13 protein-coding genes and 2 pseudogenes are annotated in these 25710 nt (G+C 63.5%); 4 read left to right on the forward strand and 11 right to left on the reverse strand.

Translation table 11 applies throughout. The annotated features are described in order from the left end of the window. Positions 1 to 86: 86 nt before the first annotated feature. From dnaJ to USDA257_RS29325, 3 genes are all read right to left on the reverse strand, one after another. Positions 87 to 1229: a molecular chaperone DnaJ gene (gene dnaJ / locus USDA257_RS29315; protein ID WP_014766613.1), complete on the reverse strand. Its 1143-nt coding sequence runs from the start codon at positions 1227 to 1229 to the stop codon at positions 87 to 89. Between the two features lie 311 nt (positions 1230 to 1540). After that, positions 1541 to 3466 carry a molecular chaperone DnaK gene (gene dnaK / locus USDA257_RS29320; protein ID WP_014766615.1) on the reverse strand — a complete coding sequence of 642 codons (1926 nt, stop codon included), beginning with the start codon at positions 3464 to 3466 and terminating at the stop codon, positions 1541 to 1543. Positions 3467 to 3719: 253 nt separating this feature from the next. Further along, positions 3720 to 5942, reverse strand: a complete 2223-nt coding sequence (locus tag USDA257_RS29325) for a transglycosylase domain-containing protein (protein WP_014766616.1) — start codon at positions 5940 to 5942, stop codon at positions 3720 to 3722. Between the two features lie 569 nt (positions 5943 to 6511). Here USDA257_RS29325 and USDA257_RS29330 point away from each other — a divergent pair. Together USDA257_RS29330 and USDA257_RS29335 are read left to right on the forward strand one after the other, a co-directional pair. Further along, complete coding sequence (locus USDA257_RS29330; RefSeq protein WP_048657440.1) at positions 6512 to 7399, forward strand: DMT family transporter; 888 nt, start codon at positions 6512 to 6514, stop codon at positions 7397 to 7399. Between the two features lie 106 nt (positions 7400 to 7505). Further along, positions 7506 to 7997 carry a hypothetical protein gene (locus tag USDA257_RS29335; RefSeq protein ID WP_014766618.1) on the forward strand — a complete coding sequence of 164 codons (492 nt, stop codon included), beginning with the start codon at positions 7506 to 7508 and terminating at the stop codon, positions 7995 to 7997. A 16-nt stretch (positions 7998 to 8013) separates the two neighbouring features. Here the strand turns inward: USDA257_RS29335 and USDA257_RS29340 are convergent, their stop codons facing one another. From USDA257_RS29340 to USDA257_RS29350, 3 genes are all read right to left on the reverse strand, one after another. After that, positions 8014 to 8961 carry a lysylphosphatidylglycerol synthase transmembrane domain-containing protein gene (locus USDA257_RS29340; RefSeq protein ID WP_041414829.1) on the reverse strand — a complete coding sequence of 316 codons (948 nt, stop codon included), beginning with the start codon at positions 8959 to 8961 and terminating at the stop codon, positions 8014 to 8016. A 373-nt stretch (positions 8962 to 9334) separates the two neighbouring features. After that, on the reverse strand, positions 9335 to 10726 hold the full coding sequence (locus USDA257_RS29345; protein WP_014766620.1) for a M20/M25/M40 family metallo-hydrolase: 1392 nt from the start codon (positions 10724 to 10726) through the stop codon (positions 9335 to 9337). Between the two features lie 97 nt (positions 10727 to 10823). After that, positions 10824 to 11267, reverse strand: a complete 444-nt coding sequence (locus tag USDA257_RS29350; protein WP_014766621.1) for a MarR family winged helix-turn-helix transcriptional regulator — start codon at positions 11265 to 11267, stop codon at positions 10824 to 10826. Between the two features lie 445 nt (positions 11268 to 11712). On the opposite strand from USDA257_RS29350, the gene polA reads away from it, so the two are divergent. Continuing rightward, positions 11713 to 14727: a DNA polymerase I gene (gene polA, locus USDA257_RS29355; RefSeq protein ID WP_014766622.1), complete on the forward strand. Its 3015-nt coding sequence runs from the start codon at positions 11713 to 11715 to the stop codon at positions 14725 to 14727. Between the two features lie 121 nt (positions 14728 to 14848). Here polA and USDA257_RS29360 read toward each other — a convergent pair. Then, positions 14849 to 15900: pseudogene (locus USDA257_RS29360) on the reverse strand (chemotaxis protein CheB). Positions 15901 to 16147: 247 nt separating this feature from the next. Here USDA257_RS29360 and USDA257_RS35705 point away from each other — a divergent pair. Beyond that, positions 16148 to 19135 (forward strand): annotated as a pseudogene (locus USDA257_RS35705) (chemotaxis protein CheB); the annotation flags it as partial. A 65-nt stretch (positions 19136 to 19200) separates the two neighbouring features. Here the strand turns inward: USDA257_RS35705 and USDA257_RS29370 are convergent. From USDA257_RS29370 to USDA257_RS29385, 4 genes are all read right to left on the reverse strand, one after another. Next, positions 19201 to 19863, reverse strand: coding sequence for a TetR family transcriptional regulator (locus USDA257_RS29370; RefSeq protein WP_014766624.1), 663 nt, complete (start codon positions 19861 to 19863; stop codon positions 19201 to 19203). A 52-nt stretch (positions 19864 to 19915) separates the two neighbouring features. Then, positions 19916 to 23062: an efflux RND transporter permease subunit gene (locus USDA257_RS29375; protein ID WP_014766625.1), complete on the reverse strand. Its 3147-nt coding sequence runs from the start codon at positions 23060 to 23062 to the stop codon at positions 19916 to 19918. Positions 23063 to 23072: 10 nt separating this feature from the next. Beyond that, positions 23073 to 24278, reverse strand: a complete 1206-nt coding sequence (locus tag USDA257_RS29380; RefSeq protein WP_041415698.1) for an efflux RND transporter periplasmic adaptor subunit — start codon at positions 24276 to 24278, stop codon at positions 23073 to 23075. 421 nt (positions 24279 to 24699) lie between these two features. Beyond that, positions 24700 to 25710, reverse strand: coding sequence for an ABC transporter ATP-binding protein (locus USDA257_RS29385; RefSeq protein WP_014766627.1), 1011 nt, complete (start codon positions 25708 to 25710; stop codon positions 24700 to 24702).

Here is a 25710-nt window from a genome sequence, read left to right on the forward strand (position 1 = left end):
TCGCGGCTAGTGCCTGCCCAAAGTCCCCTCTCCCCGCCTGTGGGGAGAGGGTTAGGGTGAGGGGCAAAGTCGAAAGCCTGGTGTGGCTATTCGCTCAGTGTATCGAAGAAATCTTTCATGCGGGAGAAGAAGCCCGTCGATTGCGGATTGTTCTCCTTGGACGAGATCTGCTCGAACTCCTGCAGCAATTCGCGCTGGCGCTTGGTGAGCTTCTGCGGCGTCTCGATCTGGATCTGGATATAGAGGTCGCCCGTCTGGTTGGAGCGCAGCACCGGCATGCCCTTGCCCTTGAGGCGGAACTGCTTGCCGGCCTGGGTGCCCTCTGGCACGGTGACGCGCGATTTCGTGCCGTCGAGTGTGGTAACGTCGAACTTGCCGCCAAGTGTCGCGGTCGTCATCGAGATCGGCACGCTGCAGTAGAGGTCTGCTCCGTCGCGCTGGTAGAACTCATGCGGCCTGACCGACAGGAAAATATAGAGGTCGCCAGGGGGACCGCCGCGCAGGCCGGCTTCGCCCTCGCCGGAGAGGCGGATACGCGTGCCGTCCTCGATGCCGGTCGGAATATTGACCGACAGCGTGCGCTCCTCGGTGACCCGGCCCTGGCCATGGCATTTGCTGCAGGGATCGGTGATCGTCTGACCGCGACCGCCGCAGGTCGGGCAGGTGCGTTCGATCGAGAAGAAGCCCTGGGCGGCGCGGATACGGCCGGAGCCCTGGCAGGTGGCGCAGGTCTTCGGGCTGGTGCCCGGCTTCGCGCCCGAGCCCGTGCAGACGTCGCAGGTGACCGACGTCGGCACGCGGATCTGCGCCGTCTTGCCGGAAAAGGCCTCCTCGAGGGTGATCTCCATGTTGTAGCGAAGGTCCGCACCGCGTTCGCGACCGCCCGAGGAGCGGCGCTGACGACCGCCGCCCATCATCTCGCCGAAGATGTCTTCGAAAATGTCCGAGAAGCCGCCGGCACTGCCGCCCGCAAAGCCGTTGCCGAAGCCGGCTCCCATGCCGCCCTGCTCGAAGGCTGCGTGGCCGTAGCGGTCGTAGGCCGCACGCTTCTGCGGATCCTTCAGCGTCTCGTAGGCCTGGTTGATTTCCTTGAAGGACTTTTCCGCTTCCTGGTCCCCGGGATTGCGGTCCGGGTGATATTGCATTGCCAGTTTACGGAAGGCGCTTTTCAGTTCCTTCTCGTCCGCGTTTCTTGCAACGCCAAGCGTTTCGTAAAGATCTCGTTTCATGCTTCAAAGATTGTCCAGTTGACAAGGCTTGCCAGCGCGATCCGACCCTGCCTGATTATCTTGCCACAGGATTTAGTAAACCTTGAAGCGCGATACCATAGCCAAGTCGGGCCACCGAGTGCTTTTTTGTCGGAATAATGGCGTTCCGGCACCACTTCTCGCCACTTGCCCTTGCATCATCGTTCGGATTGATCGCTGCGCGCCGCGCCTGCAAGTACATTTCCCGCCGGCTGTCGGTAGTGTCGGGACTTCGGCGGCAACAGAAAAGCCCGGGAGCGATCCCGGGCTTCGCTGGTTTGACCGAGGAGAGCTTATGCCGACCGCTTGCGGTCGTCCTCGTCCTTGACTTCTTCATAGTCGGCATCGACGACATCGTCGCCGTCACGCTTGGCGTCAGCGGCGGCATCCGCATGCGCTGCTTCCGCCTGCTGGGCTTCATAGATCGCCTGGCCGAGCTTCATGGAAACCTCCATGAGCGTGTTGGTCTTGGCCTTGATGTCCTCGGCGTCCGGCTCGGACGCTTCGACGGAAGTCTTCAGCGCCGCGATCGCGTCGCTGATCGCCTTGCGATCCGTCTCGGAAACCTTGTCGCCATATTCCTTCAGCGACTTCTCGGAAGAATGGATCAGGCTCTCGGCCTGGTTCTTGGCTTCCACCGATTCGCGACGCTTCTTGTCCGCCTCGGCGTTGGCTTCGGCGTCCTTGACCATCTTCTCGATATCGGCGTCGGAAAGGCCGCCGGAGGCCTGGATGCGGATCTGGTGCTCCTTGCCGGTACCCTTGTCCTTCGCGGAGACCTGCACGATGCCGTTGGCGTCGATGTCGAAGGTCACTTCGATCTGCGGCATGCCGCGCGGTGCCGGCGGAATGCCGACGAGGTCGAACTGGCCGAGCAGCTTGTTGTCAGCGGCCATTTCGCGCTCGCCCTGGGAGACGCGGATCGTCACGGCGGACTGGTTGTCATCGGCCGTCGAGAAGACCTGGCTCTTCTTGGTCGGGATCGTCGTGTTGCGCTCGATGAGACGGGTGAAAACGCCACCGAGCGTCTCGATGCCGAGCGAAAGCGGCGTCACGTCGAGGAGCAGGACGTCCTTGACGTCGCCCTGCAGCACGCCGGCCTGGATGGCGGCACCCATGGCGACCACTTCATCCGGGTTGACGCCCTTGTGCGGTTCCTTGCCGAACAGCTGCTTCACCGTCTCCTGGACCTTCGGCATGCGCGTCATGCCGCCGACGAGAACGACTTCGTCGATCTCGGCAGCCGAGACGCCGGCGTCCTTGAGGGCCGCCTTGCACGGCGCGATGGTCTTCTGGATCAGGTCCTCGACGAGGCTTTCGAACTTGGAGCGCGACAGCTTCATCGTCAGATGCTTCGGACCGGAAGCATCGGCCGTGATGAACGGCAGGTTGATCTCGGTCTGCTGCGAGGACGACAGCTCGATCTTCGCCTTTTCGGCAGCTTCCTTGAGGCGCTGCAGCGCAAGCTTGTCGTTCTTGAGGTCGATGCCTTGCTCCTTCTTGAACTCGGCAGCCAGGTATTCGACGAGACGCATGTCGAAGTCTTCACCGCCGAGGAAGGTATCGCCGTTGGTGGACTTCACCTCGAAGACGCCATCGCCGATTTCCAGCACGGAAATGTCGAAGGTGCCGCCGCCGAGGTCGTAGACGGCGATCGTCTTGCCTTCCTTCTTGTCGAGGCCGTAGGCAAGGGCGGCCGCGGTCGGCTCGTTGATGATACGCAGCACGTCGAGGCCGGCGATCTTGCCGGCGTCCTTGGTGGCCTGGCGCTGGGCGTCGTTGAAGTAGGCCGGAACGGTGATGACGGCCTTCTCGATCTTCTCACCAAGATACGATTCGGCGGTTTCCTTCATCTTCTGAAGGATCATCGCGGAGATCTGCGACGGGGAATAGCTCTTGCCATGCGCCTCGACCCAGGCATCGCCATTGTCGGCCCTGACGATCTTGTAGGGGACCATCCCCTTGTCCTTCTGGGTGGTCGGGTCCTCGAAGGTGCGGCCGATCAGGCGCTTGATCGCAAAAAGGGTGTTTTCCGGATTGGTGACCGCCTGGCGCTTGGCCGGCTGGCCGACGAGACGTTCGCCATCGTCGGAGAAGGCCACCATCGACGGGGTCGTGCGCGCGCCTTCGGCGTTTTCAATCACCTTCGCGTCCTTGCCGTCCATCACGGCGACGCAGGAGTTGGTCGTTCCGAGGTCAATACCAATAACTTTTGCCATGTCGTTCTCTCCTTGCAGCGGACTGTCGGAACCCGGTCAGGCATTCATGGGACAGTCCCTAACGGGATGCTCTTTGGATTTGATCGCGGCCCGAGGGCTGCGTCGATGCGGCGTATATAAGGACCGGCGTTTCGCACTGCAAGGCATTCTGCGGGGCGAGCAGGGCCAAAAGCAAGCGGACTTTCCCGGTCGCTTGCGCGCGATGCGTCCGTCGATGATCGGGCGCGTCTGTCTGTCGCTGGCGACGCCCTGTTCAGCCGCCGGTCAAAAGCTCGAAAAGCGTTGTGCGACGGGTCGCGCCGGTGGTTTCGCCGACGCCTGCCGGCGGGATCGGGCCCCCCGTCGGCTCTGCTGCCGGACGGGTCTGGTCGACGGCGATCGCACCGTCCATCGCTGCCGGGCGTTCGGGGAAGGCTGCCGGATCACCGAAACCGTCGGGCAAAGCCTCGCCGCCGGCGACGGGACTGCCCTCGTCGAAGACCGGCTGGACGCCGGTCGTGCCGAAGAGCGGCGAGGGCGAAAGCCCCTCATGCGCTGCCGCCATGAAATCGTGCCAGGCCTTGGCCGGCAGCCCGCCGCCGGTGACCTTCTTCATCGACTTGCCGTCGTCGTTGCCGAACCAGACGCCCGTCGTCAGGTTGGACGTGTAGCCGACAAAGAGCGCGTCGCGGAAAGATTGCGTCGTGCCGGTCTTGCCGGCCGCTTCCCAGTCTGGCAGGCGCGCCTTCCTGCCGGTGCCGTCAGTCAGCACCCGCACCATCATCCGGTTCATCTCGCTGACGATCGCCGGATCGAGCACGCGCGGCGGGTTGTCATAGGTATTCTCGTAGAGCACCGTGCCGTCGGCGGTGGAGATGCGGCGGATGACATGCGGTGTCGCCTTGAAACCGCCGTTCATGAAGGGCGCATAAGACGAAGTGAGCTCGACGAGGCTGACTTCCGACGTGCCGAGCGCGATCGAGGCGTTCGCCTGCATCTCGGAATCGATCCCCAGCCGATGCGCCAGCTTGACGACATTCGGCGGCCCCACCTCCATGACGAGCTGGGCGGCGATGGTGTTCAGCGAGTTGGCCAGCGCATCGGCAAGCGTCACCTCGCCGCGATATTTCTGGTCGTAGTTCTCCGGCGTCCAGTTGCCGATCCGGACCGGCGCGTCATTGCGCACCGACATCGGCGTGCGGCCGATCTCGAGCGCCGCTGCATAGACGAAGGGCTTGAAGGCGGAGCCCGGCTGGCGCTTCGCCTTCGAGGCGCGGTCGAACTGGCTCTCCGCATAGTCCCTGCCGCCGACCAGCGCCCGTATCGCGCCGGTGCCGTCGATCGAGACGAGCGCCGCCTGCGAGGCGTTGAGCTTGCCGCCCTCCTCCTCGAGTGATGCGGCGAGCACCTCTTCGGCCTTCTTCTCGAGCGACAGATCGATGGTGGTGTCGACGATCAGGTCTTGGCTGACCTCGCCGATCATGCCGGGAAGCTGGTCCATCACCATGTCGGCGACATAGTGCTCGGCGCCCGACCAGAAGCTTTTCGCCCGCGTCGGCGTCTGCGACATCGCCGTCTTGATCTCGGCATCGGTGACGAAGCCTTCCTCGCGCATGGCGCCGAGCACCACCTGCGCGCGCGCCTCGGCCGCTTCAGGATCACGCGCCGGCGAAAGCCGCGAAGGTGCCTTCAACAGGCCGGCGAGTACCGCCGCTTCGCCGAGATTGACGTCGCGCGCCGACTTGTTGAAGTAGCGCCTGGACGCCGCCTCGACGCCATAGGCGTTCGAGCCGAAGAAGACGCGGTTGAGATACATCGCCAGGATCTGATCCTTGGTGTATTTCTGCTCCAGCCAGAAGGCGAGCAGCACTTCCTGCACCTTTCGTTCGAGCGTGCGCTCCGGCGACAGGAACAGATTCTTGGCAAGCTGCTGCGTCAGCGTCGAGCCGCCCTGGACCATGCGGCCGCTCGTCAGGTTGGTCAGCATGGCGCGCGCCAGCCCCAGCGGGTCGACACCGAAATGCGAGTAGAAGCGGCGGTCCTCAATGGCGATCACCGCCTGCGGGATGTATGGCGACATGTCTTCGAGCGCCAGCGCCTCGCCGCCGGTGGCGCCGCGATTGGCGACGATATCGCCGTTGACCGCGAGAATCTTGACGTTCGGCGGCCGTTCGGGGATAGACCAGCTCGTGGCGCTCGGCATGCGCGCGCCATAGTAGAGCACCAGCCCGCCGACGCCGATCGCGCCCCAGATGCCGAGCACGACGCACCAATAGGCAAGCCGCCGCACCGGAGCGAGGAAGCCGCCGCCGGACCCGCCTCTGCCGGTCAGCCTGCCGCGCGTCGCGCGCGCGCCTTTGGCGCTCGGCCGGGCCTGCTTGGCCTTGCGTCCGCCACCGATCACGCGATCGCTCGCCTCGACGCGTAGATCGTCGTCGTCATCGTAATCGCCGCCGAAGGAAGGTTCGATCCGCTGCCCTGATTTTCTGCTCGCCATGCCGGAAGGATCTGTCCCCTATGGCCGGACCGGTTCATCATCGCTGTCAGGCGACACCAGCGGCGCAATTGTCATGCGGCGCCGGTCTTCCCGTCCCGCTCATGCCGATCCCTCGACTCTAAATGCGGCTATTTAAGGGGGAGTTAAGAATGGGAATAGGGAAAAACCTAGCGCCTTCAATTCCTTGGCATCGCTGGGTGGCCGCCTTGGCCACGGGCGGTGCAGGCCTCGTATTCGAATTGCGACCCAGCCGCGGGTCCAGCGGGTCATGAGCAGTCCGCTTTGCATGCATTGCAATGCTGCGATGCAACATTGTCGCTATTAAATCAGCCGGAATGACATATGATCTCCTCATCGAAGCGCTGCACCTCCTCCCGCGGCGCCCGATGCGGATCGGTTTCACTCCTCCTCCCAGGAACCGGCCGAGTTTGAAGACCCCGACGCCACCTCCTCCCGGCCTCGGGGTCTTTTTCTGTCAACTCGCCCGATTGTCGGAGCCACTGTGGCGCGGCCGCAGGAACGCGCCACAAAATCGTGCTCTTGGCGCTGGACGCGTGTATCGACGAGCCATGAGATCCAAGGCAAACGGCTACGTCTTCGCGCTTCTGGCGATCGTCATCTTCTCGATCCAAGACGGGCTTTCCAAGCATCTCGGCGCCAATTACCCGCCGGTCTTCGTGGCGATGATCCGCTACTGGGCCTTTGCCGCCTTTGCCGTCACGCTGGCCTGGCGGTCGCCGGCCGGGCTGCGTGCCACCGCCGTGACGAAAAGGCCGCTCCTTCAGGTGTCGCGCGGCGTCTTGCTGCCGGCGCAGATCGTCGTCGTCATCACCGCCTTCACCATCGTGGGGCTTGCGCATTCGCAAGCCATCCTGGCGGCGACGCCGATCTTCGTAGCACTGCTTTCAATGCCGCTTCTCGGCGAGCGTGTCGGCTGGCGCCGCTGGTCGGCGATCACCGCCGGTCTCGTCGGCGTGCTGCTGATCCTGAAGCCGGGCGAGGGCACCTTCGAGGTCGATTTTCTCCTGCCGCTCGCCGGGGCGCTGATGTTCGCGGTCTATGCCATCACGACGCGGCTCGTCAGCCGCGATGATTCGGCGCTGACGAGCTTCTTCTATAGCGGCGTCGTCGGTGCGGCGGCGATCAGCCTCGTCGGCCCGTTCTTCTGGGCGACGCTGACGGGTCCGGACTGGGTGTGGATGCTGCTTCTCTGCGTCACCGGCAGCCTGAGCCACTATTTCCTCATTCGCGCCTATGACCTGCTCGATGCCGTCGCGGTGCAGCCGCTCACCTATCTGCAGCTCGTCCTCGCCTCGATCATGGGTGTCTCGATCTTCGGCGAGACCTTGACGGTCAACATGATCATCGGATCGCTGCTGGTGGTGGCGGCGGGGATCTTCACCGTCTGGCGCGAGCGCGTCGTCGCAAGGCGCAAGGCGGGCCTGCCGCCGGTATGACACGGTTCGATCGCCTCAACTCAAAATCGTCGTGATCATGACCGATCGTGCGGACGTCTGGCCACCGATTCGGGTCGGCCTTGATCGTCCGTCAGAGAGGGAGATGATGAGGCTTCGTTCGATAATCCTGCCGGCATTGGCGGCCCTGTCGGCGTTGAGCGTCGAGGGCAGGGCACAGGAGTCCGCGCCTTACGTCGATGATCGTTCCGACGGCGCCGCGCTTGTTCGCTCGCTCTATAACGCGATCAACCGCAAGGAATATGCCAGGGCCTATGCCTATTTCGGCGACAAGAAGCCGGTCGGCGAATTCAAGGCCTTTGCCGATGGCTACGCGAAAACCGAATCGGTGGAGATCCGGATCGGCAAGGTGACGACCGAGGGGGCCGCCGGCAGCATCTACTCGGCCGTGCCGGTGGCGATCAGGTCCGTCGAACGGGAAGGCAAGATCCGCTTCTTCTCCGGCTGCTATGTCACGAGAATCATCAACCCGTCGCTGCAGGTGCCACCGTTCGCCCCCTACCAGATCGAGACGGCGCGCCTCGATGATGCGGAGGGACCGATCGAAAAGGCGATACCCGGCGTCTGCAACGCGCCCTGATGGCCTCATCGGGTAGCTACGAGCCCTTCGCGTCGCGCTGCTCCAGGAAACGCGAATGCTCGAAGACGAAGATGACGACGAGTGCCATGACAAACGGAACCAGCAGATAGAGCAGGCGGAAGATCGCTAGTGCCGCCAGCACGTCGGCCTGGTCCATCTCGGGCAGTGCGGCGATGAAGACGAGTTCGAGTACGCCGAGGCCGCCCGGTGCGTGCGAGAGCAGCGCCGCCGAGAAGGAGGCGAGGAAAATGCCGAGAATGACGACATAGCCCGGATTGCCGGCGTCCGGCAGCGCGAAATAGATGATGCCGGCGGCGCCGAGGAGTTCGACAGGGGCGATGACCAACTGCCTGAGCACGATCGGAGGCCGCGGGTAGTGAAGCTGGAACCATCGGGTGCGCAGCGGCCGAAGACCGATCAGGCTGCCAAGGATATAGAGGCAGATGAGCACCAGGATGAGAACGCCCGTCGTCAGCGACATCTCGATCGGCAGAAACTCGGCAAACCGTTCGATGATGTCCGGCTTGGCGAGCAGCACGATTGCCGACAGCACCAGCGTGCCGAGCGTGAAGGTGAAGGAGCAGAAGGCGACAAGGATGCCGATTTCGCCGGGCGTCAGCCCCTTCGAGCGATAGGCGCGATAGCGCACCACGGCCCCGGAGAACACCGAGGCGCCGAGATTGTGCGACAGCGCATAGGTCGTGAACGAGCAGAGCGTGATGAACCAGATCGAGATGCGATGACCGAGATGGTCGAGCGCCAGCTTGTCGTAGGCGGCAAGGGCCGCATAGGCGACAAGTGTCGAGCCGATTGCGAGCGCCCAGCTCTCGATCGAGATCGCCTGGAAACTGGCGATGAACTCGTTCAGGGACAAACCGCGCAGTTCATGGATCAGCGCACGCACCGAAAAGACGATTGCCGCCAGTCCCACTGCCGGCCAGAAATATGCCTTCAGCCGTGTCATGCTGGCGCCAGGGCGACGGACCGAGCGCGGCTTGTCCAGGAATGGAGGGCGTTGCCAGAGCGGCCATTTCCGCCATTGCAGAAAGAATCGCGCCTCAGAAGCGATGCCTCGATACTCACCCTTGCCAACAGCCCATTCCCATTCTGTGCCTTTGCAAAAAGGGAAGCATCCCGAGGCGGTGAGGTCAAGCAGCACGGGCCGGATATCTGCTCGGATGTCCTCTATTGAGGGTGAGCGGCTGCGAAGGCCTTTCGCAGCGGCTGACGACTGCATGTTTCCTCAAATCGTCGCCGATTTAAGGTCAAATACATGCAGCAATTCAAAGTGCTACAGCGTGCTTTGTGCGTCTGAAAAGACGCACGGCGCTGTAGGCTCAGGCGGCCAGCGCGTCGAGGATCCGGATCCATGAGCGGATGCCCTTGTGGAAGGATGTCAGCTCGTACTTCTCGTTGGGCGAGTGAATGCGGTCGTCGGCAAGGCCGAAACCGACAAGCAGCGATTCCATGCCGAGCATCTTCTGGAAGTCGCCGACGATCGGGATCGATCCGCCCATGCCGATGACGATCGCCGGCTTCGGCCATTCGGCGGAGAGCGCCGCCTTGGCGGTGGTGAGGAGCGCCGAGTCGTAGGGCAGATGGATAGCCGGCGAAGCACCATGGGCGTGGAACTCGACCGAGCAGTCCGCCGGGATCTTCGATCGCACATAGGCGCGGAAGCTCTCGCGAATCTTCGCCGGATCCTGGTTGCCGACGAGGCGGAAGGAGACCTTGGCGGAGGCTTGCGCGGCAATCACCGTCTTGAAACCTTCGCCGGTATAGCCGCCGGTGATGCCGTTGACCTCCGCCGTCGGACGGGCCCAGGTCAGCTCCAATATCGACCGCCCCTTCTCGCCGGAGGGGATTGAAAGACCGACGTCGCCGAGGAATTTCTCGGCCGTCCGGCCGAGCGTCTGCCAGCTCGCCTTGATCTCGGCCGGCGTCTCCTCGACGCCGTCATAGAAATTGTCGAGCGTGATGTGGCCGGCCTCGTCGTGAAGCCCGGCCAGGATGTCGGTGAGGATATGGATCGGATTTGCCGCCGCGCCGCCGAAAAGGCCGGAATGCAGGTCGCGATCCGCTGCCTTGACGATGATCTCCTCGCCGACGAGGCCGCGCAGACCGGCCGAGATCGCCGGGGTTTCCCGATCCCACATGCCGGTGTCGCAGATCAGCGCGTAGTCGGCGTTGAGTTCGGCGGCATTGGCCTCGAGGAAGGGTTTCAGCGACGGGGAGCCGGATTCCTCTTCCCCTTCGAAGAGAACGGTGATGCGGCAGGGCAGCGCCCCATGCGCCTCCTTGTAGGCGCGCACCGCCTCGACGAAGGTCAGCAGCTGCCCCTTGTCGTCGGACGTGCCGCGGCCGGTGATCACTTTCCGGCCGGGTTCGAGTTCCTTGATCGCCGGTTGGAAGGGGGGTGCGTCCCAGAGATTCAGCGGATCGACCGGCTGGACGTCGTAATGGCCGTAGAAGAGCAGGTGCGGGGCGCTTGCCTTCTCGGCGGCATGATGGGCGACGACCATCGGATGGCCGGGCGTGTCGCGCACCGAGGCCTCGAAGCCGAGGGCTTCGAGTTCCGCCACCAGCCATTCGGCCGCCTTGCGGCACTCGGCCTTGAAGGCCGGATCGGTGGAGATCGACTGGATGCGGACGAGGTCGAAAAGTCGCTCGAGGCTTTGGGGAAGGTTTGCGTCGGCGCGCTCGAGCACGCGGGTGATATCTGCCATCATGCGAATCCTTTGTGGGTTTCGCGGGCGAAACTAGAATCGAATAGGGGCGGCTTTAAGCGAAATCTTTTGATGCAACGACAAATTGTCGAGATGACGGTCAGGAAGGGTCGTTGCCGCGTGTCGCATTGGCGAGCGCCATCCGCATATATTCGAGCATGAGCTCCTTCTCGAAGCGCCGAAAGCCGGCGAGCAGCGATTGCTCGGCCGCAAGCGCTGCCTCCTTCGCCGCCGCCTCCATCTCGCGGGCCCGTTCCGTCAGGTAGATCTGCTGCGAGCGCCTGTCGTTCGGATGCTTGCGGCGGACGACGAGGCCGTCGCGCTCCATGCGGGCGAGCGTATTGGCCATGGTCGCCTGTTCGATATCGAGACGGTCGAGCAGCTGTTTCTGCGTCAGTCCGTCCTCCGCCCACAATTCCAGCAGAACGGGAAATTGCCCCGGGGCGAAGCCGAGCTTTTGCGCCCGCTCCTGCAGGGCGCGCGAGAAGCTTCTTGCCAGCAGGCTGGCCAGATAGGTCGCCGAATCCATACGGTTGAAGGCCATGTCCCATGGGTAGGCGCGAATCGGCAGGAAGACAAGTTACAAAGCAGGCGATGGAGTTGCCTGTTCTTGCTCCAAACAAAAACCGCCACGGCGCGGAGGCGGCGCCGTGGCGGCTCTGTGAAAGCGGGACAAAGGCCCGGAGAGGGGGATGAGGCCTTTGTCCACATCTGGTGCGGGCGGGGGACAGGCCAATCACCAGACGACGGCATCGTTTAAGTGCCGCTCACCCTGATTTGAGGATTCAAATGTGGCTTTTCAAGGATTGTCCGACTGAGTCGCACATTACAAATGCGTAACGTTTCCGTGAGGCTCTTCATCATCGAATTTTCCGACCAACGGCGCGGAATGGCGTATCGCCCTGGCTTCGGAAATTGAACCTCGCGGTCGGTGTTTGCAAGCAAAACCGCAATGGACCTTTGCCTTCCCCCGCGCTATCCATGGCCGCATGAAAAACGGTGATCATCTCTTCCTCGTCGACGGCTCGGGCTTCATCTTCCGGGCGTTCCACGCCATCCCGCCGCTCAACCGCAAGTCGGACGGGCTTCCGGTCAATGCGGTCGCTGGCTTCTGCAACATGCTCTGGAAGCTTTTGACCGACGCGCGCGACACCTCGGTCGGCGTGACGCCGACGCATTTCGCGGTGATCTTCGACTATTCCTCAAAAACCTTCCGCAATACGCTTTACGACCAGTACAAGGCGAACCGCACGGCGCCGCCGGAAGATTTGATCCCCCAATTTGGGCTGATTCGCCACGCCACCCGCGCCTTCAACCTGCCCTGCATCGAGAAGGAAGGCTTTGAGGCCGACGACCTGATCGCCACTTATGCGCGGCTTGCCGAAGAGGCCGGCGCCGGCGTCACGATCGTCTCCTCCGACAAGGACCTCATGCAATTGGTCACGCCCAATGTGTCGATGTACGACAGCATGAAGGACAAGCAAATCGCCATTCCCGACGTGATCGAGAAATGGGGCGTGCCGCCCGAAAAGATGATCGATCTCCAGGCAATGACCGGCGATTCGACGGACAACGTCCCCGGCATTCCGGGGATCGGCCCGAAGACCGCGGCACAGCTCCTCGAGGAGTATGGCGACCTCGACACGCTGCTGGCGCGGGCGGGCGAGATCAAACAGCAGAAGCGGCGCGAGGCGATCATCGCCAATGCGGAGATGGCGCGCCTGTCGCGCGAGCTCGTCACCTTGAAGAAGGACACGCCGCTCGACGTGCCGCTCGAGGATTTCAAACTCGATTCGCAGGATGGCCCCAAGCTCATCGCCTTCCTGAAGACGATGGAATTCACCACCCTGACGCGCCGCGTCGCGGCGGCGACCGATACGGATGCGGAGGCGGTCGAGCCGGCGTATGTGCCGGTCGAATGGGGCGCTCAAGCGCACGGACCGGACCTCGACGTGGGCGAGGCCGCCGGGCCACCGCCGACACCGGCATCGTCGAGCGCTGCGCCGCCGCGCGGCAATGCCGCCAAGGCGGCGGTTTCCTTCCTCACCGGCAAGGGCGATGCGGATGCCACTGGCGCGACGCCGCAGGGGCTGGCACAAGCGCGCGCCGAATTCTTTGCCAAGGCTCCGTTCGACCATTCGGCCTATGTGGCGATCCGCGACATCGAGACCCTCGATCGCTGGATCGCCGATGCGCGCGAGGCGGGGGTGCTCGGTTTCGACACGGAGACGAACTCCCTCGACCCGATGCGCGCCGCCCTGGTCGGCGTTTCGATGGCGATCGCCGACTACGGCGACAATCCCCTGGGCGGCACGATCCGCGCCGCCTATGTGCCGCTGATCCACAAAAACGGCGTCGGCGATCTGCTGGGCGGCGGTCTCGTGGGAAACCAGGTGCCGGTGCGCGAGGCGTTGAGCCGGCTAAAGGTTCTGCTGGAGGACCCGTCCATCCTCAAGGTCGCCCAGAACCTGAAATACGCCTATCTCGTCATGAAGCGGCACGGCATCACCCTGCAGAGCTTCGACGACACGATGCTGATGTCCTATGTGGTCGATGCGGGCAATGGCACGCACGGCATGGATTCGCTTTCCGAACGCTGGCTCGGCCACGTGCCGATCCCCTACAAGGACATTGCCGGCACCGGCAGGGCGTCGGTGAGCTTCGATTTCGTCGATATCGACAGGGCGACCGCCTATGCGGCCGAGGACGCGGATGTCACGCTTCGCCTCTGGCACGTGTTGAAGCCGCGGCTTGCCGCCAAGGGGCTGACGCGCGTCTATGAACGGCTCGAAAGGCCGCTGATCGCCGTTCTGGCGCATATGGAGGAGCGCGGCATCACCGTCGACCGGCAGATCCTCTCGCGCCTCTCCGGCGAGCTGGCGCAGGGGGCCGCCGCACTCGAGGACGAGATCTATCGGCTGGCCGGCGAGACCTTCACCATCGGCTCGCCGAAGCAGCTCGGCGATATCCTGTTCGGCAAAATGGGCCTTCCGGGCGGCTCGAAGACGAAGACCGGGCAATGGTCGACCTCCGCTTCGGTGCTCGAGGATCTTGCCGCCGTTGGCCACGAGTTGCCGCGCAAGATCGTCGATTGGCGCCAGCTCACCAAGCTCAAATCCACCTATACAGACGCGCTGCCGGGCTTCGTCCATCCGGAAACGAAACGCGTCCACACCTGCTATGCGCTTGCGGCGACGACGACAGGGCGGCTTTCCTCGTCGGAGCCGAACCTGCAGAACATTCCGGTCAGGACCGCCGAGGGGCGCAAGATCCGCACCGCCTTCGTCGCGACGCCGGGCCGCAAACTGGTCTCGGCTGACTATAGCCAGATCGAGCTCCGGGTGCTGGCCCATGTGGCCGATATTCCGCAGCTTCGCCAAGCCTTTGCCGACGGCGTCGACATCCACGCGATGACCGCGTCCGAAATGTTCGGCGTGCCCGTCGACGGCATGCCGAGCGAGATCCGCCGGCGCGCCAAGGCGATCAATTTCGGCATCATCTACGGCATCTCCGCCTTCGGCCTTGCCAACCAGCTTTCGATCGAACGCTCGGAGGCCGGCGATTACATCAAGCGTTACTTCGAGCGCTTCCCGGGCATCCGCGACTATATGGAGAACACTAAGGCCTTTGCCCGCGAGCATGGCTATGTCGAGACGATCTTCGGCCGCCGCGCCCATTATCCGGACATTCGTTCCTCAAACCCGTCGATGCGAGCCTTCAACGAGCGCGCTTCGATCAACGCCCCGATCCAAGGCTCGGCCGCCGACATCATCCGCCGCGCCATGGTGAAGATGGAGCCGGCGCTGGAGGAAGCGAAGCTTTCCGCCCGCATGCTGCTGCAGGTGCATGACGAGTTGATTTTCGAGGTCGAGGAGGGGGAAATCGAAAGCACCGTCCCGGTTATCGTTTCGGTCATGGAAAATGCCGCGATGCCGGCGCTCGACATGCGAGTGCCGCTGAAGGTGGATGCCCGTGCGGCGCAGAATTGGGACGAGGCGCATTAATGCAGTCGCCCAAAAGTGTGCAGCGGTTTTGGGATGACGACATGCATAATAACAAAGACCTAAAGCGCGCCGCATGAATACGTTTAATGCGACGAGCTTTAGTTCCGGCGTTAAGCGGGCGCTAAAGCCCCTCACCCTCGTCGGGAGCGGCTGGGGAGAGGTTTTGCGGATGGATCTCGCCGGCGGGCACCTTCAATGATTTGCCGACAATGGCGCGACGCAATGTTTCGGCATGCTCTCGCATCTCTTCGGCCCGCCGTCGGTTTGCGGCGGCGGCGGCTTGAAGCCGTTGCGCCCCGCATCGTCTGCCATCTTTTCGCTGAGCGTCACCCGTTCCTCGATGATCCGGAGCGCCACCCGCACGGCCTCGTCCACGGAGCACTCGTTCTCCGCCGACAAGATATCGGACGTATAAGCGTGGCCGACCTGGCAACGGAATCGCAAGGGCGGACAGTTCTTGATTTGAGAGAGAACACCGCCACATGCCGGGCATGATAAGGGCACGGGGTCGGCAATTCCTGTCATCAATGCTGCATCGACCTGGCGGCCAAGTGCAATGTCGACTTCGAACCTGATGTCGTCGGGAACCGGAACCGGCGGACCGGCCTCTTCGGTCGTGAGCTCGACGAGCAGCGAAGCGAGATCGGCAAGTGGAGCGCGATAGTCGACGTTGGTCGCAGCCAAGGCGCCCAGCGGCATATCCGGCGCCGCGGCATCGGCCGGGTTCTGCACGACAGTCACGCCGCCGCATCGTTTCAGGTCGGCGAGCCCCGCCGCTCCGTCGTTCAGCATACCCGTGAGGACGACGCCGATGGCCCTCGGGCCGTAGGTCATTGCGACCGATCGAAACAGCGGGTCGACGGCCGGGCGGGCCAGATTCTCGCGCGGCCCGCGGCCGAGACGGGTGACGCCGTCGATAACGAGGAGGTGGTGGTCTGCCGGCGCTACGTAGACATTGCCGGGAAGGACGCGCTCACCGTCCACCGCCGTCTTGACGGAGATCGTCGCGTGATGCGCAAAAATCTCGGCGAGCAGGTTCTTTCCAAGCGCGCCGACATGGACGACAACGAAGAGAGTAGCGGCGAAGTCGGGAGGAAGTTCGCGGAGCAACTGTTTCAATGCGCCGACCGCTCCTGCTGACCCTCCGATGGCGATGACGTCGCGACGGTCCATGGCGTGCTCCGTTTCGTCCACAACGTACAAGGACCGCATAAGTTCGAAGTCGTAGCGCGGAAGATTTTCCCATTTTCGCTGTTGGTGAAGGTTTGTAGCCTGCTATAAGTAGGCTGTTCCGGAAGGTTTCGATCGGTGTAGACTACCCGGCTATTCGGCGGTTGAGGGTTGCTACGGCCCCACCGGACGAGCCATGGCTCGCTCGGAGAATTACGGCTCCGAGAATAGGCGCCTAGGGAGGTGAAGCATGGATCAGGAATCCGATCCGCCGATTGTGGGAATCGGAGCTTCGGCCGGAGGTGTCCAGGCTCTCCAGACATTCTTCGATCTGATGCCGGCCGATACCGATGCCGCCCTTGTTGTCATCGTCCACCTCGATCCCCACTCCAGAAGCGAGCTGGCGAGCATCCTGGCGTCCCGCACGCGAATGCCGGTGACCCAGGTCGAGGACCACGCCCGCCTCGAAAGCAACCATGTCTACGTGATTGCGCCGAACCGTCGGCTGAAGATCGCCGACGGCACGATCGCCGCGTTGCCCTTCCAGGAGCCTCGCACCGCCCGCGCGCCAATCGATCTGTTTTTCCGATCCCTTGCCGAGGAGCACGGGGTCGGCTTCGCCATTGTTTTGACGGGGGCAGGCGCGGACGGTGCGATCGGCGTCAAGGCCATCAAGGAAGCCGGCGGCATCGTGCTCGTCCAGGACCCGAACGAGGCGGAATATGCCTCGATGTCGCGCAACGCCATCGCCACCGAGGTCGCCGATTTCGTCCTGCCGGTTCGCGAGCTTCCGGATCGGCTGGTCGAACTGCTCGCCAGCCGCGACCGACTGCCCTCCCATCCCGTTCGCTCCGGCGATGAAGATATGACCGGACGAATTCTGGCGCATGTGCGCGGCCGGACCGGGCATGATTTCTCACAATACAAGCGTGCGACCATTCTGCGTCGCATCGGCCGGCGGGCCCAGGTCACTCGCCAGGAGTCGCTCTCGGACTACTACGCCTACCTGCGTGAGAATCCCGAGGAAGTGCAGGCCCTTTTCAACGATTTCCTGATTTAGGTCACGACGTTCTTTCGCGATCCGGCGGCGTTCAAGGCGCTCGCCGAAAAGATCATTTCGCAATTGTTCGATGGGAAGGGAGCTGCCGACACCATCCGGGTCTGGGTCCCAGGTTGCGCCAGCGGAGAGGAGGCCTACACCATCGGCATCCTCTTGCTCGAGGAAGCAGCGCGCCGCGATCTCGCGCCGGAAATCCAGGTCTTCGGCTCCGACCTCGACCCCAAGGCACTTGGCATGGCGCGCGATGGACGGTTCCCGTCGACGATCGAAGGCGATCTCTCAGAGGAAAGGTTGCGCCGGTTCTTCCAGCGCGAGGGCGATCATTATCGGGTCCGCCGCGAACTGCGCGACGTCGTTCTGTTTGCCAGCCACAGCCTGCTCCGGGACCCGCCCTTCTCCCATCTCGACATGATTTCCTGTCGCAACCTGATGATCTATCTCGATCGCCAGCTTCAACAACAGGTCTGTAACACGTTTCACTACGCGCTCAACCCGGGCGGCTTCCTCTTCCTCGGATTGTCGGAAAATGCCGACCAGGCCCCAGGACTTTTCCGAACGGTGGATCGCGAGGCGCGCATCTACAAGGCCGTACCCGGTGGCAGTGATCGACGCCAGGTGCTGCCAGTGCTGCCTGGCCCCCACCAGGGCAGGATACCGACCATCATTCGCCCGCCGCCGGTGGCGGGCCACATCAGCGACGCAGCCGTGCATCGCCAGCTGCTTGAGAAGATCGCCCCGCCAAGCATGCTCGTGGATGAAAGCCATCACGCGATTCACCTTTCCGAAAATGCCGGGCGCTTTCTTCAGCCATCGGGAGGTCCGGTCACAACTGATGCGACGGATCTCGTGCGCGAGGAGTTTCGCTTCGATACGAGGGCGGCACTGCATCGCGCCTTCGAGAGAAATGAACCCACCCTGAGCATGCCGATCCTTGCCGACGTCGACGGCCAGCCGCATCGCGTCTACCTGCAGGTCAAGCCGGTTGTCCAGACAGCGGAGCGCACCCGGCATGCTCTGGTGCTGTTCATCGAAGGCGAGACGATCGACAAGACCGAGGAAATCGTCCTCGAAACGGCCGACGAGCGCCCGTCCATCAACCAGACGATCCGCCAGTTGCAGGAGGAACTGCAACGCGCCCAGAACCGGCTTCGGTCGACGCGCGAAGAGTCCGAATCGGCCACCGAGGACCTGCGCGCCGCCAACGAAGAGCTGCAGTCGATGAACGAGGAATATCGTTCGACGGCAGAGGAACTGGAGACGAGCAAGGAAGAGCTGCAGTCGATCAACGAAGAGCTGCAGACGGTGAACAACGAGCTCAAGCTTAAGTTGGAGAGCGTTTCACGCGCCCACAGCGACCTGCTGAACCTGATGGCCGCGACCGACATAGCGACGCTTTTCCTCGACCAGTCTCTGCGCATAAAGCGGTTCACGCCGCGCCTGATGGATATCTTCAACGTGACGCTGAACGACGAAGGGCGGCCGATCACGGATTTCACGCATCACCTGGCCTACGAGAGACTAGCGGACGACGCGCGCGCGGTGCTGAAGAACCTTAGCCCCATCGAATACGAGGTAAAGGGCAACAATGACGGCTGGTACCTGGTGCGGATGCGGCCGTATCGCACCATCGAGGACAAGATAGACGGCGTCGTGGCGACCTTCGTCGACATCAGCGCGCGGCGCCACGCCGAGGAAGCGGCGAAGGACAGCGAACAGCGCCTCGGCCACGAAATGCGCCTTGTCGAGCTTTCTCGCTCGCCGATCTTCGTCTGGGATTTCGACGACGGCATCAAGCAGTGGAACCGTGGCAGCGAGGAACTCTATGGCTATTCGCGCGAGGAGGCTCTCGGGCAGCAAAAGGAAAAATTGCTGAAGACGACCATTCCGGGCTCCTCGTTCGACAAGCTTCGGGAAACCCTTCTCAAAAACGGTCGCTGGAGCGGCGAATTGAAGCATACGACGAAGGATGGTCGGGTGCTGACGGTGGAGAGCCAGATTGAGCTCGTGCCGCTCGGCGATCGACGGCTCATTCTGGAAAGCACCCGCGACATTACCGATCGCAAGCGCTGGGAGCGGCGTCGGCAACTGCTGCTGAACGAACTCAGCCACCGCGTAAAGAACACGCTCGCCGTCGTCCAATCGCTGGCGCGGCAGACGCTGCGCACCACGGAAACGAGCCTGGTAATCGACAAGCCGGCCACGCAGCGGGATCTCGTCGGCGCTGCTGCAAAAGCGCTTGCCGCTTAGAATCTAGGTCCTGAGCCTAAGGAAGCGGTGGCGAATGGCTCCGCTTGATGCACCCGACGAAAACTGGCGAAGAGGCGCCTGACCGTCTCTCGCCCCTCGGCGGCGAGATCAAAGCGGCGGCCGAAAAGTAGCCAGTCGGTACAGAGTCCCATCATCGTCCAGTTCAGTGTGCGCACCGCGGAGGCGGGCGTCCAGGTCTCCTTCAATTGCCCCCGCTCCAGCGCGCGGGCGAAGGCACGTTCGAGGATTGCGTTGTGGCGCTCGTCGACGAGCTTCTGCTTGATGAGCACGGTCGACATTTCGTCGTCATAGTCGCACCGCAGCATGATCGCCAGGATGCGCTGCCGCTGATCGTCCTTCGCCAGTATGTCGAGCCAGTCGCCGGTCGCTTCCTCGACGATGGCAAGCGTGTCGAAGGCTTCCGTTTCGATCTCGCGGGCGATCATGTCTTCGTGCGGCAGCGGCACCGCCTCATAAAGGGCGAGGAAGAGATCGGTCTTGTTGGCGAAGTGCCAATAGATGGCCCCGCGCGTCACGCCGGCTTGACCGGCAACCTCATCGAGGGTCGTGCCTGAGACACCCTTCTTGTAGAAGACGCGCTCGGCGGCGCTCAGGATCTTCCTTCGGGTTTCCTCGGCATCGGCCTTGGTTCGGCGCATCTTTTTCTCCTTACTCGACGGCCCGCCGGCGAGGGCGGGCCGTTATCGCGCGTTACTCGGCGGGCGTGGCGCTCTCGGATGTGGCCTGTGGTGCCGCGCCAGTGGCTTTCCATCGTCCGAAGAGCTTCATCACGAACACGAAGAAGACCGGCACGAAGAAGATCGCCAGCACCGTGGCCGAGATCATGCCGCCCATGACGCCGGTGCCGATGGCGCGCTGGCTGCCGGAGCTTGCGCCGGTCGCGATCGCCAGCGGCAAGACGCCAAGCGTGAAGGCGAGCGACGTCATCAGGATCGGTCGGAAGCGCAGGTGCACGGCTTCGAGCGTCGCGTCGATCAGCGACTTGCCCTGTTCGCGGAGTTCCTTGGCGAACTCGATGATCAGGATGGCGTTCTTCGCCGAGAGACCGATGATCGCGATCAGGCCGACCTTGAAGTAAACGTCGTTCGGCATGTCGCGCATCATCACCGCCAGCACCGCACCGATGACGCCGAGCGGCACGACCATGATGACGGCGACCGGGATGGACCAGCTCTCGTAGAGCGCCGCCAGGCATAGGAAGACGAGCAGGCACGAAAGCGCAATCAGGAGCGGCGCCTGCGAGCCCGACTGGATCTCCTGCAGCGACTGGCCCGTCCATTCGTAGCCGAAGCCCGCCGGGAGCTCAGCCGCCAGCCGCTCCATTTCCGTGATCGCATCGCCGGAGGAATAGCCGGGAGCCGCTTCGCCACTGATGCGGACCGCCGGATAGCCATTGTAGCCGACGGTCTGAGTCGGGGCCTTGATCCATTCGATGCTGGCGAAAGCCGAGAGCGGAACCATGCCGTCGTTCGAATTGCGGACATTGAGGTTCAGGAGATCGGCCGTCTGCATACGCTGACCCTCGTCCGCCTGCACCGTCACGCGCTGCATGCGGCCGGCATTCGGGAAGTCGTTGACATAGGACGAGCCGAGATTGGTCGAGATCGTCGAGTTGATGTCGGCAAAGGTGACGCCGAAGGTATTCGCCTTCTCCCGGTCGATAAGCACATTGACTTGTGCCGCATCGGGCATCCCCTCGAAGCGGACGCCTGTCACCACCTTGCTCTGAGAGGCAAGGCCGAGGAGCTGGTCGCGCGCTTCAGCCAGCGCCGCTTCGCCGAGACCGGCACGGTCCTGCAGGCGGAAGGAGAAGCCGCCGGTGGTGCCGAGACCCTGGATTGCCGGCGGCGACAGCGCGAAGCTGATCGCATCCTTGATCTGGCTCATCGCCATCGTCGCGCGGCCGGCGATCGACTGGGCGGCGTTGTTCGCGTCCCGCTCGCTCCAGTCCTTCAGCGTCACGAAGGCAAGCCCCGCATTCTGGCCGGTGCCGAAGAAGGAGAAGCCGTTGATCGCGACGATCGTGTCGACCGCCGGCTCCTGCCCGAAGATCGTCTCCGCCTGTTCAATGACCTCGGTCGTTCGGTTCGCTGTGGCTTCGGACGGCAGCTGCATCATGACGATGACAAAGCCCTGGTCCTCGTCCGGCAGGAAGGATGAGGGAAGTTGCAGGAAGGCCCAGGCGAGGCCACCGAGCAGCGCCAGGTAGATGATCATGAACCGGCCGGTGCGCGTCACCATGCGTCCGACAAGGCCGGTATAGCCGCGCGAGGTCCGGTCGAAGCCGCGGTTGAACCAGCCGAAAAAGCCGCGCTTGGCGTGGTGATGGCCCTTCGGTACCTGCTTCAGGAAGCTCGCGCAGAGCGCCGGCGTCAGCGACAGTGCAAGAAACGCCGAGAACAGGATCGAAACGACCATGGTCAGGCTGAACTGGCGATAGATCACCCCGACCGCACCCGGGAAGAAGGCCATCGGGATGAACACCGAGGCGAGCACGAGGGTGATGCCGATGACCGCGCCGGTGATCTGCTTCATCGCCTTGCGGGTCGCCTCCTTCGGCGTCAGGCCCTCCTCCGACATGATGCGCTCGACGTTTTCGACGACGATGATCGCGTCGTCGACGAGGATGCCGATCGCCAGCACCATGCCGAACATCGTCAAGACGTTGATGGAAAAGCCCATCGCCAGCATGACCGCGCAGGTGCCGAGAAGGGCGACCGGCACGACCAGCGTCGGGATGATCGTATAGCGGATGTTCTGCAGGAACAGGAACATCACCAGGAAGACGAGCGCCACGGCTTCGACGAGCGTTTCGACGACCTTCTGGATCGAGACGGCGACGAAGGGCGAGGTGTCGTAGGGAACGGAATATTCAAGCCCCGGCGGGAAGAACTCGGCGAGTTCGTCCATGCGAGCCTTGATCGCCTCCGAGGTCGAGATCGCGTTGCCGCTCGGCGAGAGCTGCACGGCGATGGCCGCCGAGGGCTTGCCGTTGAGGCGTGTCGAGAAGGAATAGCTCTCGCCGCCGATCTCGATGCGGGCGACGTCGCGCAGCCGCACGGCGGAGCCGTCGGCGTTCGCCCGAAGCACGATGGCACCGAATTCCGCCGGCGAGGAAAGCTGGCCCTTGATCACCACCGGGGCACTGATCTGCTGGGTGATCGGGTTCGGCTGGGCGCCGATCGAGCCGGAGGCGATCTGGGCGTTCTGCGCCTGGATCGCTGCGGTCACGTCCGCGGCGGTGAGGTTGAGGCCGAGCATCTTGTCCGGATCGAGCCAGACGCGCATCGACCGCTCGGTCGCGAACATCTGGGCGCGGCCGACGCCGGGCACGCGCTGGATTTCGCTCAAGACGTTGCGGCTCAAGTAATCGCCGAGGGCGATCGCGTCCATCGACCCATCCGTCGAAGTCAGCGAGATGATCAGCAGAAAGCCGGAGCCGGCCTCGTCCACCTGGACGCCCTGCTGCTTGACCGAATCGGGCAGGCGCGGCTCGACCCGCTGCACCCGGTTCTGGATATCGACCGAGGCCTGGCTGGGGTCGGTGCCCGGGGCGAAGGTGGCGTTGATCTCGACCGAGCCCGAGGAACTCGACGTCGATTCGAAGTAAAGCAGGCCCTCGACGCCGTTCAGCTCATCCTCGATCAGCCGCGTGACGCTCTGATAGGTGTCCTGCGACGAGGCGCCCGGATAGTTGGCGTTGATCGAGATCTGCGGCGGGGCGACGTCCGGATACTGCGAAACGGGCAGCAGCGGAACGGCGATGATGCCGGCGACCATGATGAAGATCGCCACCACCCAGGCAAAGATCGGCCTGTCTATGAAAAAACTGGGCATGAATAGGCTCTCACTTCACTGCGGTGGCGGACTTGTCGCCGGCGGCAGCCGCGCTCTGCTGCCCGGTACCGGGCTTGGAGTTCGGGTTCCAGTCGGAGGGTTCAACCGCCGCGCCGGGGCCAATTTTCTGGAAGCCCTCGACGATGACCTTCTCACCGGCCTTGAGACCGGCGGTCACCTGCCAACGCTCGCCGACCGTCCGCCCAAGCGTGACGTTGCGGAACTCGACCTTCTTGTCGGCGGTGACCACATAGACCTGGGATTGGCCGGCATTGTTGCGCTGCACCGCCTGCTGGGGAACAGTAATCGCGTCCTTTTCCAGCCCCTGCTGGATCTGCACGCGCACATACATCCCCGGTAGCAGATCGTTGTTGGGATTGGGGAATTCGCCGCGTAGCGTCACCTGGCCGGTCGTCGCGTCGACGGCCGCCTCGGAAAAGAGCAGCCGGCCCTTCAAGCCGTAGGGCGTGCCGTCGTCGAGGATGAGCTGCACCTCCGCTTCGTTCTTGCCGCTGATGAGCTGGCCGTCCTTGAGGGCCTTGCGCAGGCGGATGAGGTCGGTCGCCGACTGCGTGAAGTCGGCATAGATCGGGTCGAGCTGCTGGATCGTTGCCAGGTTCTGTGTGTCGCTCGCGCTGACGAGGGCGCCCTCGGTGATCAGCGCCCGGCCGATCCGGCCGCTGATCGGCGCGGTGACATTGGCGTATTGCAGGTTGAGCTTCGCCTCGGCGAGGCCCGCCTCGGCAATGCCGACATCGGCCTCGGCCTGGGCAAGCGCGGCAATCGCGTCGTCGAACTGCTGCACGGCCGCGAACTGCGCGTCCTTCAGCCGCGACTGCCGGTCGGCGGTCCGCTTGGCCTGGTCGGCTACTGCCTGTGCCCGCCTCAGCGTGGCCTCGGCGCTGTCGACCTTGACCTGAAATGGCGCGGGATCGATCTGGTAGAGCACGTCGCCTTCCTTGACCATCGTGCCCTGCTCGAACACCCGTTCGACGACGATGCCGGAAATGCGCGGCCGAACCTCGGCTATTCGCGTCGGCGTAATGCGCCCGGGAAGCTCATTGGTGATCGGCAAGGGCTCCGCCGCCGTCGTGAAGACGGCGACCGCCGCCGGAGGAAAGGGCGGGGCGGCAGCCTGTTCTTCATTCTTCTGGCAACCGGCGAGAAACAGCACGGTTGCCAGAGAGACGGCCAGTATCGGTCGGTTCATATGCATCGCAATGTCCAATATGCAAAGGACCACCCGCGGCGCCTACCGCGCGGTCTATAAGGAAGAGGAAGCGGAGCCGGCATCGCGGGAAGATACCGGAAAGCTAATATACAAACAGGAATGTATGTTAATGTCTGCCGCAACGCAACAGGGGACAGTCGCTGTATGGTAATCTTCAAAAATGCCGCAGCCGCGGCATCTTCGGCGCTGCCGTCGTCGCAGTTCACGTAGGTGTGATCGCTGATCGAAGACAAGCAGCGGGCGCCTCCCGCCTCTCATCCCGCTGCAGGCGCGTGTCCGCGCGCGAACGTCGCCGCAGACGCCAGCCATATTCACACGCCGGTGTCCCCCCTCACCCCATTGCGGGGAGAGGGCTAGGGTGAGGGCGATCCGGCGTGCGAGCGGTTTTTCCGCCCGCGCCCGCACCTCAATGGCCGGAACCGATCGCCCGGCCATCGGCGTCGAAGCGGTGCATGCCGCCAATCACCGGAGTGGCATGGACGACGTCGTCCGCCGCATAGCGGTGCTCGCCGAAGAGCCGCACCGTCAGCAGCCCAACCGCGTCGGACTCGAGATAGACGATGGTGTCGGCGCCGAGATGCTCGACGTGGATAACTTTCGCCTTCCAGTCGCCTCCGTCCCGCGAGAGGCCGATATGTTCGGGGCGAATGCCGACAGTCTTCGCCGTACCGTCGCCGAACCGGTCGCCGTCGATGAGGTTCATCTGCGGCGAGCCGATGAAGCCCGCGACGAAGAGATTGGCGGGACGGTTGTAGAGTTCCATCGGCGAGCCGACCTGCTCGATGCGGCCTCCGTTCAAGACGACGATCTTGTCCGCCAGCGTCATCGCCTCGACCTGGTCGTGGGTGACATAGATCATCGTTGCGCTGAGACTGCGATGTAGCCGGGCGATTTCCAGGCGCGTGTTGACGCGCAGCGCCGCGTCAAGGTTCGATAGCGGCTCGTCGAAAAGGAAGAGTTTCGGCTCGCGCACGATGGCGCGGCCGATCGCCACGCGCTGGCGCTGCCCGCCGGAAAGCTCGGCCGGGCGGCGGGCGAGGTAGGGCTGCAGCGACAGCATGCCGGCCGCCTTGCCGACCTTCTCGTCGATCTCGGCCTTCGGCACACCGGCCTGCTTCAGCCCGAGACCCATATTGTCCTTCACCGTCAGGTGCGGGTAGAGCGCATAGGACTGGAAGACCATGGCGATGCCGCGCTTGGCGGGTGCGACATGGCCGACTTCGACACCGTCGATCTGCACACTTCCGGACGTCGCGTCCTCGAGGCCGGCGATGGTCCTAAGCAGGGTCGATTTTCCGCAGCCCGACGGACCGACGAAGATGACGAATTCGCCGTCCTGCACCTCGAGGTCGATGCCCTTCAGCACTTCATGGCCGCCATAGGCCTTGCGGATGGATTTAAGTTGCAGAGATCCCAC

This window comes from Sinorhizobium fredii USDA 257 (assembly GCF_000265205.3).
Taxonomy (GTDB): domain Bacteria; phylum Pseudomonadota; class Alphaproteobacteria; order Rhizobiales; family Rhizobiaceae; genus Sinorhizobium; species Sinorhizobium fredii_B.